General features: G+C 57.0%; 14 protein-coding genes. 3 read left to right on the forward strand and 11 right to left on the reverse strand.

What is annotated here, in order from left to right; genetic code table 11:
• Window positions 1-90: 90 nt before the first annotated feature.
• The 11 genes from RTK01_RS03015 to RTK01_RS03065 form a co-directional block, all read right to left on the reverse strand.
• Window positions 91-1,137 carry a tripartite tricarboxylate transporter substrate-binding protein gene (locus tag RTK01_RS03015; protein WP_312279561.1) on the reverse strand — a complete coding sequence of 349 codons (1,047 nt, stop codon included), beginning with the start codon at window positions 1,135-1,137 and terminating at the stop codon, window positions 91-93.
• A 52-nt stretch (window positions 1,138-1,189) separates the two neighbouring features.
• Window positions 1,190-2,719, reverse strand: a complete 1,530-nt coding sequence (locus tag RTK01_RS03020; RefSeq protein ID WP_312279562.1) for a tripartite tricarboxylate transporter permease — start codon at window positions 2,717-2,719, stop codon at window positions 1,190-1,192.
• Between the two features lie 12 nt (window positions 2,720-2,731).
• Window positions 2,732-3,187, reverse strand: coding sequence for a tripartite tricarboxylate transporter TctB family protein (locus RTK01_RS03025; RefSeq protein WP_312279563.1), 456 nt, complete (start codon window positions 3,185-3,187; stop codon window positions 2,732-2,734).
• 18 nt (window positions 3,188-3,205) lie between these two features.
• Window positions 3,206-4,213 (reverse strand): 4-hydroxythreonine-4-phosphate dehydrogenase PdxA, encoded by a 1,008-nt coding sequence (locus RTK01_RS03030; RefSeq protein WP_312279564.1) that lies wholly within the window; start codon window positions 4,211-4,213, stop codon window positions 3,206-3,208.
• Window positions 4,214-4,966: 753 nt separating this feature from the next.
• On the reverse strand, window positions 4,967-5,422 hold the full coding sequence (nrdR, locus tag RTK01_RS03035; protein WP_293008259.1) for a transcriptional regulator NrdR: 456 nt from the start codon (window positions 5,420-5,422) through the stop codon (window positions 4,967-4,969).
• A gap of 180 nt (window positions 5,423-5,602) precedes the next feature.
• Complete coding sequence (locus RTK01_RS03040; RefSeq protein WP_312279565.1) at window positions 5,603-6,118, reverse strand: hypothetical protein; 516 nt, start codon at window positions 6,116-6,118, stop codon at window positions 5,603-5,605.
• Between the two features lie 132 nt (window positions 6,119-6,250).
• Entirely contained in the window at window positions 6,251-6,712 is a 462-nt protein-coding gene (locus tag RTK01_RS03045; RefSeq protein WP_312279566.1) for a hypothetical protein, read from the reverse strand.
• 93 nt (window positions 6,713-6,805) lie between these two features.
• Complete coding sequence (locus RTK01_RS03050) at window positions 6,806-7,177, reverse strand: type II toxin-antitoxin system PemK/MazF family toxin (protein ID WP_293008253.1); 372 nt, start codon at window positions 7,175-7,177, stop codon at window positions 6,806-6,808.
• Between the two features lie 206 nt (window positions 7,178-7,383).
• Entirely contained in the window at window positions 7,384-8,556 is a 1,173-nt protein-coding gene (gene alr / locus RTK01_RS03055) for an alanine racemase (protein WP_312279567.1), read from the reverse strand.
• A gap of 44 nt (window positions 8,557-8,600) precedes the next feature.
• Entirely contained in the window at window positions 8,601-9,212 is a 612-nt protein-coding gene (locus tag RTK01_RS03060; RefSeq protein WP_312279568.1) for a hypothetical protein, read from the reverse strand.
• Window positions 9,213-9,226: 14 nt separating this feature from the next.
• Window positions 9,227-10,129, reverse strand: a complete 903-nt coding sequence (locus tag RTK01_RS03065; protein ID WP_312279569.1) for an NAD(P)H-hydrate dehydratase — start codon at window positions 10,127-10,129, stop codon at window positions 9,227-9,229.
• Between the two features lie 210 nt (window positions 10,130-10,339).
• Between RTK01_RS03065 and RTK01_RS03070 the strand changes: the two genes are divergently transcribed.
• From RTK01_RS03070 to pheT, 3 genes are all read left to right on the forward strand, one after another.
• Entirely contained in the window at window positions 10,340-11,821 is a 1,482-nt protein-coding gene (locus tag RTK01_RS03070; protein WP_312279570.1) for a hypothetical protein, read from the forward strand.
• Window positions 11,822-12,199: 378 nt separating this feature from the next.
• Window positions 12,200-13,225 (forward strand): phenylalanine--tRNA ligase subunit alpha, encoded by a 1,026-nt coding sequence (gene pheS, locus RTK01_RS03075; protein WP_312279571.1) that lies wholly within the window; start codon window positions 12,200-12,202, stop codon window positions 13,223-13,225.
• Window positions 13,226-13,243: 18 nt separating this feature from the next.
• Window positions 13,244-15,946: a phenylalanine--tRNA ligase subunit beta gene (gene pheT, locus RTK01_RS03080; protein WP_312279572.1), complete on the forward strand. Its 2,703-nt coding sequence runs from the start codon at window positions 13,244-13,246 to the stop codon at window positions 15,944-15,946.
• Window positions 15,947-16,030 lie beyond the last annotated feature (84 nt).

Below are 16,030 nucleotides of genomic sequence, written 5' to 3' on the forward strand. Positions count from 1 at the left end.
ACACCCTTCCTCCCACAGCAATTGCCACCATCACTTGACTATCCGGACTTGCAAAAAGCAGCCCCGCTTAATCATACTATGCATTGTAAGTTAGCTCAAGCCGTTATCCGCCATATAAACGGTTTCGTAAGCAGTGACATACCGAGTGGCCTCGTCAGAGTTCATATACTGATCAAACAGCTGATGTGTCTGCAAATACTCGTTCTGCCAGGCCTCGATCTTGGACACCTGTCCCAGAGCGTCGGACCAATAAGCAACAGCTGCGTCGCTCATAGCAATAGGAGCTGCGACACCACGCCACACGGGAACTTCCACGTTCTCGTAGTCACCGATTTCGGACAGAGTGGGAGCGTCTGCCAGGTTCCCGGCGTAACGCTCTTCAGCCAGAGCCAAAACGGGATCCAGATCGCCGGATTCCACATACTGAGAAGCTGCTGCGGGCTTGGAGATCACGAAGTCCACATTGCCGCCCAATGCCGCAGTAATCGCGTCAGAGGTGGAGTCATAAGTGATGTAACCCATCTGCTGTTCGGTGAGGCCCACTTCCTTGATCAGCTTGTTATAGGTCTCAATATCATCGCCCTTGGAACCGCCGATGACAACAAACGTGCCATTCTTGGCAGCTTCAATGGCAGCGGCAAAATCCGACTGGTCCCCGCCGTTTTTGGCATAGTCAGTCTTGGAGTCGGAAGCAGGGCAGGAGAACAGCAGCTGCTTGTCTACTGCCATGATGGCAAGGATGCGGAAGTTGCTGGAACGGTTATTCGTGTTTTTAACCATGGGGGTCAGATCGCCGGAGTTGAAGGTCAGCAGGGTGTAATCTGCATCGTTCGCCATGGTCGCAACCTTATTGCGGCCAACCTCGCCCGAGCCGTCCGTCTCGTTGGAGACGATGATGGTCTGTCCGTTGGCCAGATTTTCGTTGGTCATGATCTCCCCGATCTTTCTGGTGAAGATGTCGGAGCCGCCGCCAGCGGAAGAAGTGCATACCCAGGTGACGCTTTTTGTGGGAACAAAGCCCTCGGGCTGGGCGCTGCCGGAACCAGCGGAACCGGAAGATGCAGATGAAGAGCTGCCACAGGCGGCCAGCGACATCAGCATCAGGGATGCAAGAGCGGATGCAAAAACCTTTTTCATGATATTTTCTCCTTATGTTAATTTTTCTGGGGTAACAGGGTAATATCGAAGATCAGGCGTGAACCTGAGACTTCTTTGCTTTGAGCTTGCGCAGGATATTTTTCAACATGGGAGTCAAAACCAGCACCAGGAAAACTGCAAGCAGCACCAGCTTCAGGGGAGAATCCGCAAATACTTTCAGCCCACCCTGAGACGCGATGAACGCCTTACGCATGTTCTTCTCCAGCATGGGAGCCAACACGAAAGCCAGCAGCATGGGCGCGGTGGGGAATCCGTTCTTTTCCAGCAGATATCCAACGATACCGGAAATGAACATGACAATCACGCCAAACATGGAATTGGAGGTGGAATATGCGCCCACAATGCACACGCAGGTGATAATGGGAATCATATATTTCACGGGAACGCTCAGAATTTTGATCAGGAAAGGGATGACTAAAATTGCCACCAGCAGAGTGAAGAGATTCGCCAGATACAAAGAGGAAATCAAACCCCAGCAAAATTCGGGGTTGGTATCAAACAGCAGCGGGCCGGGATTCAGACCCCACATCATTAGTCCGCCCAGCAGCACCGCGCCAGTGCCAGAGCCGGGGATGCCCAGAGCCAGCAGCGGGGCGAACGCACCGGCGGCAGCCGCATTGTTGGCAGCCTCAGAAGCGGCAATGCCCTCGATTGCGCCGGTGCCCATGGGCTGCTCGCTTTTGAACTTCTTTTGCATGGCATAGCCAACCATGGACCCGGTGGTGGCGCCGGAGCCGGGCAGAACGCCGATGAAGGTTCCCATGATACCGGACCGCAGCGCCACAGGAAGCAGCCGCTTCAGGTCATGCTTTGTGAGCATACTGTCTTTAATGGACAGCTTCACCGAGCGCTCCTGGCTGCCGCGCTTGGCGTCGTCGGCTTCCCGCTCGTTAATGAGCTTGATGACCTGAGCAAAGCCCACGCAGCCGATGACAAACGAGGTAAACGGAATGCCACCCAGCAGATACATGCTGCCAAAGTTATAGCGGGGTGCTCCAGACAGTGTATCCATGCCCATACTGGCAATCAGAATGCCGAACATTGTAATGACGATGCCCTTCATGGGATTTTCGCCAATCAGCCAGCTGATGGAAGTCATAGCAATGAGCAGCACTAGCGTCATCTCCGCATAGCCGAACTTCAGTCCCAAATTGGCAAGGCCGGAGGCGGTGCAGGTCAGAATCAAAATACCGATGGTGCCACCGATGAAGCTGGAAAGGTTGGCCGTGACCAACGCGGCGCCGGGGCGGCCATTCTTGGCCATGGGATAGCCGTCCAGCGCAGTGGTAATAGCAGGAGAATCTCCGGGGATGTTCAATAGAATGGCACTGAAAGCGCCGCCGTACATATTGGAATAATACAGAGCGCCCAGCATGATAATGGCGGTGGTGGGATTAAACTTATAGGTTAGCGGCAGCAGCAGCGCAACGCCAGCCAGCGAACCGATACCCGGCATGGCGCCCACGATGAGGCCCAGAATGGCGCCCAGCATGCACACTCCGATATTTTCCACAGTCATCAGTGTGTGGAAGCCCGACAGTAATGATGTAAAATTCTCCATAACCAGGTCTCCTTACAAAATATACTGGAACAAGCCCATCGGAAAGCGGACCTGCAGCCATGAGACAAAAACGCCCAGAATAATCGCGGCCAGAAAAATTTCAATAATGGCCACAGTTTTCCAGGAGGCGTGCTCAACAAACTTCAGCCAGATGAACAGATAGATCAAGCAACTGGCTATCAGACCCACCACATAGGTACCAATGATAATACCGGCTCCGCCAAGAATGACCATCAGCTCATTTTTGTTGTACCTCGTGGAGGACTGATCTTTGCTGTTTGCTATTTGAATGATCGAGGCAATACTCGATACCAACAAAATCACTGCAATGATGACCGGGAAAAAGCCGGGCATAGGCTGATTGTTCCAAAATCCATACTGTTTAATGCCGAGAAAAATAAATACAGCGGCAAAAGCAGCAGTGACAATTGGAACCAAAGTCTGCGTGTTAAACTTTTTCTTTTCCACAATTCCTTACTCCTTCAATTATTTTGTGCGTTTGGCCAACGCCATTTTAGAAGCCGCCTTAACCGCTCTTTCAAAAGAGGTGGTGGTGGCGCTTCCGGTCCCCACTTTGTCAAAGGCAGTGCCGTGTGCGCAGGTGGCAACGGGATAGGGCTGACCGCCCGCAACGGTGATGCAACGCTCAAATCCGACGAGTTTCAGCGCAATCTGTCCCTGATCATGAAACAGAGTCACCACAACATCGAATTCCACGTGATTCAGCGCACGGATAAACAGCGTATCCGCAGAGTAGGGACCAGTGAGATCCCAGCCGGTTTCGGCAACAACCTTTTCCACTGTCGGTGCCAGTATATCCACTTCTTCGCGACCGCACAAACCAAACTCACCGCAGTGAGGATTCAACGCGGCAACCGCTATGCGGGGCCGAATACCAAAGCTCTCACCGGTGATCTCGCCCAACGTAATGGCTTCACGCAGAGTCTCTTCCGTCAGATTTTCGCTGACCTCTTTCAGCGGGATGTGACTGGTAACACGAACGGTCATCAGATCGTCCATCATATTGATCTCACCAAAGGGATTTGTCACACCGAATTTGTCTGCCAGATAAGTGTGCTCACTCTCCACATGCATTCCGGCCATCTTCATAGCGCCCTTGTGGAATGGGCCAAACACAAAGCCCTCAATTTTTCCGGCTTTACACAATTCAATTGCAGTATCCATCTGATCGAGATCGCTTTTTCCGCAATATTGAACGGCTTCGCCATAAGGAACCAGCGAGGGGTCTTGGTTCTTTAAATCCAAAACAGGGTAGCCGCGCTCCCAGTCACATTCGCTCAAATCATTGATCGGGTAGTAAGGAACGTCACCGCCGATAACCTGCAAACCACGTTCAAACATTCGCAGATCACCGATAATAACAGGGCGGCAATAGGCTTTATATGTGTCCTGCACAGCCAACTTTGCAACCAGCTCCGGGCCTACTCCGGCAGAGTTTCCGAGCAGGACCCCGAGGATGGGTCTATTGTTCATAATAATACCTCCGTCAAATCAATCGCTGTTTTCGTCGGGCCGACATAGCGGCCCTGGCGTAAACACTGTTTCGTTTTTATGTAGCAAAAGGTGTACCAGCAATTTGTTCCGTCTGTACAACATTTTAAAAATATGTCTAATTTGTGAAGTATATAAATTTTTAGTTAAATTTTTAGCAATTATGCATATTGTATTTTTCTTATCCCCTGTTTTTATCCGGCACATCCTGTCCTTATTGCAAAAATTATCGTCGGCGCAATTTCAGATGAAACGTATTTGAACCAAAACGTTTCCATTGCGTTTCATTGAGTTTCAATTTGTAAGGGTGCGAAACGCGGCAATCACTTTGCCATCGCATATTCTTTTAGCAAGCGCGTAGCAGAGCTAAATACGTGTTTCTTAAACGCAAACCCGCTCCAAGCAAGTGTTATCGGGATAATAAGCACAGGTTGTATATAATTTCATAAATAGATAAGAGCTGATAGATAAAGGATACCAATTCCATCAGCAATAAAAAGGCCTGAGAATACACGTAAAAATCGTGTATCCTCAGGCTTGTTGCAATTAAATTGGTGTAAAAATGGATCGCAAGTCATATCCAAGACGCCGCATATCCATGCCGGTCGGGCTTCCGCGGTCTATCAATGTCCGGCCGTCCGCGGGCATATCATGGTTTGGCGGGTCGGCTGGGACTAACAAAGCCAGTCGAAAACGTGGGACTTCCAGACTGTTATCCATGGCACGGTGCCAGGCTTATTGCTCTGCCAAAAGCTTGTTCAGCTCCGACATGAAGGTATCAATGTCCTTAAACTGGCGATAGACAGACGCAAAGCGGACATAGGCCACCTGATCCAGCTTACGAAGCTTTTCCATCACCAGCTCGCCGATGTGCTCCGTGGTGATTTCCCGGTCCAGTCCGTTTTGCAGCTCCTGCTCCACCTCGTCGGCGATGCGTTCCAGCTCTGCCAACGGCACGGGCCGCTTCTCGCAGGCGCGGATCATGCCGCCCAGAACCTTGCTGCGGTCAAAGCTCTGGCGGCTACCGTCCTTTTTCACCGCCACCATGGGCAGGCTTTCCACCGTCTCATAGGTGGTAAACCGGTTATTGCACGACAGGCACTCCCTCCTGCGGCGGATGCTGGCTCCGTCGTCAGTGGGGCGGGAATCCACAACCTTGCTCTCTGCGAACCCGCAATAGGGGCATTTCATCGGGCGTTCTCCTTCCTCCCGGCGGGGCCTGTACATTCTGGCCCGGGGCCGGAAGCAAAACTGGCAGGCCGCGCCGCAAATGATTCTTTAAAGTACAGTATACCACAACGCAAAGCGTTGTGGTATACGTCAATTACTATTTATAAAAAATTTTTGCAGGGCATTCTTTGAATCAACGGCTCAGGGCATGATCGGCCGCTCCTGCGAATCAAAGGCATAGACGACGTGCAGCGTCCCTTCGATCCGGCAGATTTTTGCAAAGCAGAACAGTGGAGTCAGCGGAAAGGGCTTTGCCGGGTCATAGGGGATTGCCACCAGCAGCCGCTTCTCTCCCTGCTGAGTCAGCACGCCGGGAACTCCTTGCAGCATATGGGAAAGCCACTGGGATTTCAGCAGCCGCTCCGGCGCGGGAACCCGTTCCCATGCCCGCTCCCCCTCCCGCCGCGCATCGCACCGCAGAAGCTTTCCAAGGTCCGCCGTCTCCCTGCGGCTCAGCCTGCGGCGGATGGAATAGGCCCCGCCCTCCGGCGCAAGAACGCCCAAAAGCATTTCGCCCTGCTCCCCCACAAGATATGCCCGCAAAAACGCCGGGCCGGGAATGCGGCACGCGGCGCGGTAGTCGGCGTACATTCCGGCTTCGGTCACGCTCAGCTCCCCGGCAGCTTTGCCGTCCAGATACAGCGGATACTTGTCCATGGCGGCTTCCTCTCCCTTCGGGCGGCGCGGGACCGGCCCACGAAGGGCACAAAAAAACCGCCGCCTGCGCTATCCTATGCGCGGGCGGCGGGCTTTTATGTATGCTTGTTTTTTATGTGTTCGCCTCTGCCGTCAGCTTACGGAGTACGTCCCCCGCACCAGCAGCTTCACCCCGTCGGACCCGGCTTTTACCGTCCGTCCTTCCACGGTTGCCATGTATAAATGGTTTTTCACCAGCGCGCCGCCGTTTTCAAGAACCTCAGCGGTGGTTTCATCCACAAGGCCCGGAGAGGACGCCGCACCGCAAGAAGCCGTTCCCGCCCGGAGCAGCACCTCCGCACCCACGGAGAGGTTCAAACTCCCCCCTTTGGACAAATCCACCACGGTAAAGCTTGTCCCGGCGCTGCCTGTTCCCTTTCCCTGCACTTGTGAAAGAATTTTTGGCAAAAACGTCTCGTTTAGATAGCTCAGCGTCACCAGCGGATCCCCCTGGGACCCCGCCTCCGCCGCCGCAGAAAATGTAATCATTGCCGCCATGGAGGCCAACATCAGCGCCCCGGCCCGCAGGTACCATCTGTTTTTCTTTTGTTTCATCAAGCCCTCCCGTCACAGGCGGCGCCAGGGAAAAGAATACCATTATGTATTCTTTTCTCCGGCATTCCGCCAGCTTGAAGTTAAAATACCCGCCTAGACCAGTTGGTCATGCTGCAGGCCGAAGCTCACCGCAATTGCGGTGTCAATCTTTTCCATCACCTGTTCATCCACATGGCCCATGTGTTCTCTCAGCCGCCGCTTATCCAGCGTCCGCACCTGCTCCAGCAGAACCACGGAATCTTTGGAAAGGCCCCGGCTATCCGACATAGGAAGGTCTATGTGGGTGGGCAGACGGGCTTTCCCCGTCTGAGAGGTAATCGCCGCTGCGATGACGGTGGGACTGTATCTGTTGCCGGTGTCGTTCTGAATAATCAGCACAGGCCGAACGCCTCCCTGCTCACTTCCCACCACCGGGCTAAGGTCGGCGTAATAAATGTCGCCGCGTTTCACAACACTTGTATCCACAAAGTTCACACTCCGCCGAAAATAGTACCCGCCGCTGAAAACACTCTTTCAGCGGGGCCACTATCATTCTCCCACGCAGCCGGAAAATTTATACGCCGTTTTTCCGGTTCGACCGGCCCCGGTTTATTCTATGCGCCCGGGCGGGCCGAGGTGCGCTTTGGAGCGGTGGAGCGGAACTTCGCGGACGCCTGAATCGGCAAGGCCGCTCAGAGCAAAAGCTGCAAATGACGGTCGTTCATCTCTCCGTTTTCGAGATAGACGCGGGGCACCCGCTTGGAAATGTCGCATGTCAGCTCATAAGTAATGGTGCCCGCGGCCTCCGCCATTTTTTCCACGGGGTTGTTGGGGCCGAAGACCTCCACCTCGTCGCCTGTGTGCACATCCGGCAAATCCGTCAGATCCACCATGCACATATCCATGCACACGCGGCCCCGGATTCTGGCGGGACCCTTGGGCGTCAGCATCTCCCACCTGTTGGAAAGGCAGCGCTGGAGCCCGTCGGCATACCCAATGGGCAGCACGCCGATGCGCTGCTCCCCTTCGGTGAAATACGTCCTGCCGTAGCTGACAGAGGTTTCCGGCGCGTAGTCCTTCACCGGGCCGACGGTGGTTTTCAGCGTCATCACCGGCTTCAGGCCCAGCGTGCGGCTCATCGGCTCCGTCCCAAAGAGAATCACGCCGGGGCGGCACATATCCCACGCATACTCAGGGTAAAACGCCACGCCGCCGGAGTTGCAGCAGTGGTGGATGGAAAATTGCATCCCGGCGCGGCTCTCCACCTCGTTCACCATATGCGAAAAACGGCCATACTGCGCCCGGGTAAAGGCCCGGCCCTCCTCCTTGTCCGGCTCGTCAGACACACAGAAGTGCATAAAGACCCCTTCCCAGACGAGGTTTGGCAGCTTCAGCGCCTCCAAAATTTCTTCAAGGCTCTTCTCAAAATAAGCCTCATCGCACCGAAAGCCCAACCGGCCCATTCCGGTGTCCAGCTTCAAATGGACCGTCAGAGTTTTGCCGCAGGCGGCAGCCGCGGCGGAATAGGCCCGCGCCATTTCAAGGGTGGGAACGTCCTGCGTCACGCGGCTGTCGATGAGCGCCTCCGTCATGTCGGCGGGGGTGTATCCCAGCAGAAGGATGGGCAGCGTAAGTCCGTTGTGGCGCAGCTCCTGCGCCTCCTCCAGATTGGACACGCCCAGATATTCCGCGCCAAGGCGCTCCAGCTTCTTCGCCACCCACACGGCCCCGTGGCCGTATGCGTCCGCCTTCACCACGCCCAGATACTTCGACTTGGACCCCATCCTCTCCCGAATGGTTCGGTAGTTGTGCGCCAGCGCATCCAGGTCGATTTCCGCCCAGGTCCTTTTCAGGAACTTTTCCATACGCTCACCTTCAAATTTTCATTTGTCGGGGTCTTTTGCCGCAGTTATTCTCCGGCCCCTCCGTTATCCTCAAGTATAGCACCGAATTGAAAGTCCGTAAACTCCGCCTGCAAAATTATTTTTTCATCCACAGAGATTTCTCCCCGGACAGGGACATGGTCCTCCTCCCGCAGCCACAAGGTAGAGACAATCCTGCCCCCCTCCGCTCCGGTCTGCTCCAGCGCAAGGCGCAGGCAGGCATCCTCGCCCCAGTCCTCTTCATTTTCCTCCAGCAGCCACCCATCCCGCAGGGCGCTCATCAGCCGGGGCAGGCAGGACGCGGGGCTGAGTTCCTCTCCGCTTAAGGGGCCTGCCGGGAGGCAATCGTCCTCATAGAGCAGCGTCAGCCCGTCGCCGTCCATGCGGGCCTTCACCCCCGCCGCCGTCTCCGGAGCCAGCACCTCCACGGTGGACGTCTCCGGGGCGTAGTCACACCGCAGGGTAAAGGCGCTCACCTCGTCGCCGTAAAATGCAGTGACCTCCGCGGTCATCTGGGCGCTTTCCATCTCCTGATAGGGCGCCCGCGCAGCCTGAGCCGTCTGCTTTTCTCCCCCGCCGCAAGCACACAGCAGCAGGCAGAGCGTTATCATCGGTACACAAGCCGTCGGTTTGCGCACCCGGATATCCCTCCTTAATGTTGTTCCGTTAAAACTGTTTGAAACGCGTTGGGAATCGCCTCCGCCGTGTCCCGGGGCGTCATGCCGTATTCCGTCAGCCACCCGGCGGCGAGATCCCCGGCAAGCCCGTGGAGATAGACCCCGCAGGCTGCCGCCCGCAAAGGCGTTGCCCCCTGCGCCAAAAGCGAGGCGATCATTCCGGTGAGTACGTCCCCGCTGCCGCCTTTGGCAAGGCCGGAATTTCCGGTGGGATTTTGAAGCACCGGTCCCTCAGGCGTTGCGATAAGCGTGCGGTGGCCCTTGCGCACCAGAATGCAGCCGTGGGCCTTGGCAAAGTCCCGGGCGGCTTCGGCCCGATCCACCGTCAAGTCCCCGCCTAAACGGGCAAACTCCCCGTCGTGGGGCGTGAGAATCGTAACGCGGCCCCGCCGCGCATCCAGACTATCCATATGCCCGGAAAGAACGTTTATGCCGTCGGCGTCCAGCACCACGGGCTTTTCCGTTTCCAGCAGACCCAGAACCAGCTTCTGCGTGTCTGTTGCGCGGCCAAGGCCGGGGCCGAGGGCCAGCACGCCGCACTCTTCCAGCTTTTTCCGCAGGGGCCTGAGGGCCTTTTCGCAAAGCATCCCGTTTTTGTCCGGCACGGGAAAGGGCATGGAGGAGACACACCTGCCCGCCTCCGCCTGCCAGATACACTCCGGCACGCCCAGATATACCAGCCCGCAGCCACAGCGCTCCGCCCCCAGTGCCGCGAGGTAGGGCGCGCCGGTGTACCCCACCGCGCCGCCCACGATGAGCAGCTTTCCAAAGTCACCCTTATGGCCGTCGGTTTTCCGGGGCGGCAGCGCCTCCCGGACAAATTCCATGGTAAGCTCCTGCGTTTTCATGGGGTTCTCCTCTCCGGGCTCAGCGCCCAATCCTTGTCTCCCTCCATCTTTATAATTCCACGGCGGGAGATGCATTTCCATTGATCTTAATTATAGTGTCCCCCCGCCGAATTGCAAGGGGTTTGGGCTGACCGAAAAATTTCAGCCCCTCTTTTTCAAATGCCTGCAACTTTTCCGCCCCCTCCAGCGTCTTTTAATGGAAGTGTCTTACTCAATTGAACAAGACAGGAGGCTCTCTTGATGAGAAAACGCGCCTTGACGCTGATTTTATTGGCCGCGCTGGCCCTGGCCGTGTCCGCCTGCGGGAAACCCGCCGGAGGAACTTCCTCCGCATCCTCTATTCATGAGGAAGCCGCTCCGTCCGAGCTGACGGAGGCGGACGTACTGGCGGCCTATGAAAAGGCGGCGGAGGTTTACGACTGGTTTGATCTGTGCTCCCTCCCCACCTCGGGCGACCCGGTGGCGGAGGACGGCAATCCATACGACCCCAAGCAGGAGGGACTTTCCTACCGTGCGGTGGCGCATGAAAGTCTGAAAACCTACGCCGATCTGGACGTTTGCGTGCGCAGTTGCTTCACCCAAGAGCTGGCGGACAAACTGATGGGTGGCGGCACGGGCTACCGGGACATCGACGGACGGCTTTATTCCGCCGATGGAGCCAGAGGCAGCAGCATTTATCTTAAGGGCAAAGCCGCGCGCGCGGAGCAGACAGACGAGAACCACTGGGCCGTGACCGTGACGTTTTACGCCGACAGCTATGAATGGGAGGTTCCCCTTGCCACCGTAGGATACTCACAGAAGACTTTGGATTACATCAAAACGCCAGACGGCTGGCGCTTTTCCACCTTCTGCCCCTCCGACGCGCTGGACGAGACGGCGAAGACGGTGTTCCGCTTCTCCTATGGAGATCTGTCCACGATGGAACAGGAAAACATGGCGGACTGGCCGGCCCTCAAATTGGCCTGCTGGCTGCTCCACGCCGACGGGGCGTTTTCCGAAGGGGCAAGCGACCATTTTGCCCTCCGGCTTTTAAACCATCCGGACGAATGGTTTGCAGCTCTGTCCGTATTCCCGGACAGCCCTTGGGAATATCGGGATTCCGTAATCGCCCATCCCGCTTGGAGCATTTACGGCTGGCATCCGGCGCAGGAGGATGAGCGGCTTGAGGCGCTTCTGAACGCCTATCAGCCCAAAAGCAGCGCGGAGACTGTCCTGCTGAATGCCCTGAAAACCGCATGGCTGCAGGCAAACCAGCTTGGTCAGGATGACGCGAACGCAGCGTTTTGTCTGGTGGCGGAGGAGCAATGTCTCACTCTGGGGAAAAAGAGTGGCGCGTACCCGTGGCTCTACAAGGAGTTCCCCGAAAAGCCCACATCCGTCGGAACCGGCGACAACGGGGAAAAGGTCTATGCATTTTCCTACGGCGGCGTAGATGTGAAATATGACTCCTATTCTGATACCGACGGCGAAACAAGCTTTGTCAGCCGCATGGAAACCGTCTCCCCGTCTGTGAAAACATGGTTGGGCGTGTCCGTGGGCGACGGGGAAGACAGAATTCTGTCCGCCTATCAGGGAGCGGAATATACCGACAAAATCCGCGCGGAGGATGGCGACGGGGCATGGATTTGGCCCGGCGACAGCGAAATGCTGGGCGGCCACGTTACCTTTTACATGAAGGACGGCGTGGTATCCAAAATTTTGATGGAAAACCTTTCCGACTGATAAACTCCCCCGTTTGGCGCAAAATACGCCGGGCGGGGGATTTTCCTCTTGCATTTCCTTGGGTTTCATGCTATAAGTGGTAGTTGAAAACAGCGTTGAACGGGAAAATAACGATTCCCCGCCGCCAAGAGAGGGCTGGTCACCGGCTGCAAGCCGGCCCGCGGCGCGTCGTTTGGTTCGCCCGGGAGTTGCCATGGAGACATGGTCGGAGGCCCACCGTTACAGGGGTACAAGCGCGCGCGGAACTCCGCGCGAATTTGGGTGGTACCGCGGAAGCTGAGCCTTTCGTCCCAATCTGGGGACGAGGGGCGTTTTTTTATGCCGTCCGCCCCTGAAATACGTGATTTCTGCAATAGAAAGGGTAAAGGAGCATCAAGTATGAAGGATCAACTGGAAGCCATCCGTAAAGCCGCGCTGGAAGCCGTGTCCAGTCCTCAGGCCGCTGCGGACTTAGAAGCGCTGCGGGTGAAATATCTGGGCAAAAAGGGCGAGCTGACGGCTCTGCTGAAGCAGATGGGCAGCCTGTCCGCCGAGCTGCGCCCGGTGATGGGCCAGCTTGCCAACGAGGTGCGAGCCGAGCTGGAGACTGCCATCGAGAATCAGGCAGGTCTTTTGGAGCGCAAGGCCATGGAGGCCCGCCTTGAAAACGAGGCTCTGGACGTGACAATTCCCGGCAAAAAGCTGCGCATGGGCCACAAGCACCCCATGTACAGCGTGCTGGACGAAATCAAAGACATCTTCATCGCCCTTGGCTTTGAAATTCTGGACGGGCCGGAGGTGGAGCTGGCGGACTATAACTTCACCAAGCTGAACACCCCTGCCGACCATCCCGCCCGGGAGTGGTCGGACACGTTCTATCTCACGGAGGATTCCAATGTTCTGCTTCGCACCCAGACCTCCAACATGCAGATTCGCGCCATGGAATCCCGGGAGCTGCCCATCCGGGTGCTGTCCCCCGGTCGGGTGTACCGCAAGGACGAGGTGGACGCCACCCACTCCCCCATGTTCCATCAGATTGAGGGCATTGTGGTGGACAAGGGCGTTACCATGGGCGATTTGAAAGGCACGCTGAACGCCGTCATCCGCAGGATTTACGGCGAGAACACCGTCACCCGCTTCCGTCCCCACCATTTTCCCTTTACGGAGCCGAGCTGCGAAATGGACATTCAGTGCCACAAGTGCGGCGGCGTGGGCTGCCCCACCTGCAAGGGCGAGGGCTGGATCGAGGTGCTGGGGGCGGGAATGGTCCATCCCAAGGTTCTGCAAAACTGCGGCATCGACCCGGAGGTTTATTCGGGTTTTGCCTTCGGCATGGGACTGGAACGGCTGGCCCTCGGCCAGTACAAAATCAGCGACATGCGCTTGATTTTTGAAAACGACGTGCGGTTCCTGGAACAATTCTGAGAAGGAGAGAGGGATACGATGTTACTGTCCAGAAAATGGCTGAATGAATTTGTGGAGGTGGACGCCTCCGATCGAGAATTTGCCGAGGCGATGACTCTCTCCGGCTCGAAGCAGGAGATCACGACCGACCTTGGCGCGGAAATAAAAAACGTGGTCGTGGGCAAAATTACAGAGATGAAGCGCCACCCGGACTCCGACCACATGTGGGTTTTGCAGGTGGACACGGGCAATGAAGCCGTCCAGATTGTCACCGGCGCGTGGAACATCCATGTGGGCGACCTTATCCCCGTGGCAAAGGACGGGGCGCTGCTTCCCGGCGGCGTGAAAATTGAGAGCGGCAAGCTTCGGGGCATAGAGTCTCAGGGAATGCTGTGCTCTTTAAAGGAGCTGAACCTCACCGCCGAGCATGATTATCCTTACGCTGCGATTAAACCCGCGGCGATTTTGGGGGACTACACCCCCCTGAAAGGACAGGAGCCCTCTATCCCGGCGGATATCCAGCCGGGGCATAAGCTTTTCGGGTCCGTTTGCGCGGCGAAGGTTCTGGAGTGCGCCGCCCAGCCGGACGGCCTGTATCACACCGTTTTGGACCTTGGCGACAGCACCGCCATACTTGATGACGACTGCCAGAACCTCCACGCGGGGGATATGGTGGCTTACGATGCAAAGGCGGAAAAAATTTGCACGCCCGACGACCTTCACGCCCAGCTATCCGAGTTCCCCCACTGCATCACCGACGGCATCTGGATTCTCCGGGAGGAGAATGTGCAGCCCGGCGACGACGTGGCAAAGCTGATTGGCTGCGACGACCATGTGGTGGAGTTTGAAATCACGCCCAACCGGCCCGATTGCCTGAGCATCATCGGCCTTGCGCGGGAGGCCGCTGCCACCTTCCGAAAGCCCTTAAAGCTTCACACTCCGGAGATCAAAGGCTGCGGCGGCAGCATCGCGGAGCTGGCGGACATCGACATCGAGGATGGCGACCTGTGCCCCCGATACACCGCCCGGATGGTGAAAAACGTGAAAATCAAGCCGTCCCCCGCATGGATGCGGGAGCGGCTGCGCAACTCCGGCGTGCGGCCCATCAACAACATCGTGGACATCACCAACTATGTCATGCTGGAATACGGCCAGCCCATGCACGCCTTTGACTTCTCCTGCGTGGAGGGCGGAAGGATTATCGTCCGCACTGCCCGGGAGGGGGAGACGATTCAGACGCTGGACGGAAACGTCCGGAAGCTGACGCCCAGTATGCTGTGCATCTGCGACGAGCAAAAGCCCGTGTGCGTGGCAGGCGTGATGGGCGGCGCTAACAGCGAAATTGTGGGGGACACGGCGCAGGTCCTGTTCGAGTCCGCAAACTTCAACGGCGCATCCGTCCGCCGCACGGCCGTGGCGCTGAATATGCGCTCCGAGGCCTCCGCCCGCTATGAAAAGGGTCTGGACGCCATGAATACCATGAAGGCGGTGCAGCGTGCCTGCGAGCTGGTGGAGCTGCTGGGCGCAGGCGAAGTGGTGGACGGCGTGATGGACGTGATCGCCAGAGATTCCGCCCCCACGGTTTTGAAACTGGAACCGGAGCGGATCAACGCGTTGCTTGGCACAGATGTTGCCGAAAGCGAGATGCGCGCCATTTTGGAAACGTTGGATTTTAAACTGGACGGCAACGAAGTCACCGTTCCCTCCTGGCGCAGCGACGTGGAGGGCATGGCGGATCTTGCCGAGGAAGTGGCCCGATTCCACGGGTACAACAACATCCCCGTCACCCTGTCCGGCGGCGCGTCCGCCCACGGCGGCGGCTACACCCCCGTCCAGTTGGCGGAAAGAAGCGTCGGCGCACTGTGCCGGTCCTTGGGGTACGATGAGATTATCACCTACTCCTTCATCAGCCCCTCCTATTACGACAAAATTAAGCTCCCCGCGGACTCCCCCCTGCGCAGCTCCCTGAAAATTCTGAATCCGCTGGGAGAGGACACCTCTATCATGCGCACCACCACGCTTCCCTCCATGTTGGAAATTCTGGCCCGGAACTACAACTTCCGCAACAAGGCCGCGTACCTCTACGAGCTGGGCCGCACCTATTTCCCCAAGAAAACCGGTCCGGATGAAAGCGGCGTGGCAGAGGAGCCGAAGATTCTGTCCCTTGGCTCCTTTGGTCCCGAGGTGGACTTTTTCTCCGTGAAGGGTGCGGTGGAAACGGTGCTGGAAGGCCTGCGCATTGACGGCGCGGTGTTTGAGGCCGAAACCGGAAATCCATCCTACCATCCCGGCCGCTGCGCCAAAGTCCTGCTGAACGGGGAAATCCTTGGCATTTTGGGCCAGATTCACCCGGATGTTGCGGTGAACTACGGCGTGGACTGCGAGCTGTACGCCGCCGAGCTGCGGTTTGATGCGCTCTATGCCGCCATGGGGGCCCAGCCCGTGTACAAATCCCTGCCCCGCTTCCCCGCCGTGGCGCGAGACATCGCGGTGGTGTGCGGCAAAGCCGTCACCGTGGGCACGCTGGATGAGTGCATCCGCAGAGGCTCCAAGGGCCTATTGAAAGAGGTGTCCCTGTTCGACGTGTACGCCGGTACGGGAATCGCCCCTGGCAAAAAGAGCGTGGCCTTTAACCTTGCCTTCCGGGCGGAGGACCGCAGTCTCACCGCCGCCGAGGCGGACGCGGAGGTGGCCGGAATTCTGGCCCTCCTGAAGAGCGAGCTGGACGCGGCGCTGCGTTAAGTCAAGGCAGCAAAATCTCCGTCAAAGTTTTTCTTTGCTCTTTACAGCCCGGAAAAAGTCGAGTATAATAAAACACGTATAAGG

Source organism: Oscillibacter sp., from assembly GCF_031978065.1.
Lineage (GTDB): Bacteria > Bacillota > Clostridia > Oscillospirales > Oscillospiraceae > Oscillibacter.

Bases quoted from the DNA above. Each gene is read 5' to 3' on its own strand.
- nrdR (WP_293008259.1), bottom strand. From the start codon at position 5,422: ATGAAATGCCCCTATTGCGGGTTCGCAGAGAGCAAGGTTGTGGATTCC.
- RTK01_RS03020 (WP_312279562.1), bottom strand. From the start codon at position 2,719: ATGGAGAATTTTACATCATTACTGTCGGGCTTCCACACACTGATGACT.
- RTK01_RS03040 (WP_312279565.1), bottom strand. From the start codon at position 6,118: ATGGACAAGTATCCGCTGTATCTGGACGGCAAAGCTGCCGGGGAGCTG.
- alr (WP_312279567.1), bottom strand. From the start codon at position 8,556: ATGGAAAAGTTCCTGAAAAGGACCTGGGCGGAAATCGACCTGGATGCG.
- pheS (WP_312279571.1), top strand. From the start codon at position 12,200: ATGAAGGATCAACTGGAAGCCATCCGTAAAGCCGCGCTGGAAGCCGTG.
- RTK01_RS03070 (WP_312279570.1), top strand. From the start codon at position 10,340: ATGAGAAAACGCGCCTTGACGCTGATTTTATTGGCCGCGCTGGCCCTG.
- RTK01_RS03015 (WP_312279561.1), bottom strand. From the start codon at position 1,137: ATGAAAAAGGTTTTTGCATCCGCTCTTGCATCCCTGATGCTGATGTCG.
- pheT (WP_312279572.1), top strand. From the start codon at position 13,244: ATGTTACTGTCCAGAAAATGGCTGAATGAATTTGTGGAGGTGGACGCC.
- RTK01_RS03030 (WP_312279564.1), bottom strand. From the start codon at position 4,213: ATGAACAATAGACCCATCCTCGGGGTCCTGCTCGGAAACTCTGCCGGA.
- RTK01_RS03045 (WP_312279566.1), bottom strand. From the start codon at position 6,712: ATGAAACAAAAGAAAAACAGATGGTACCTGCGGGCCGGGGCGCTGATG.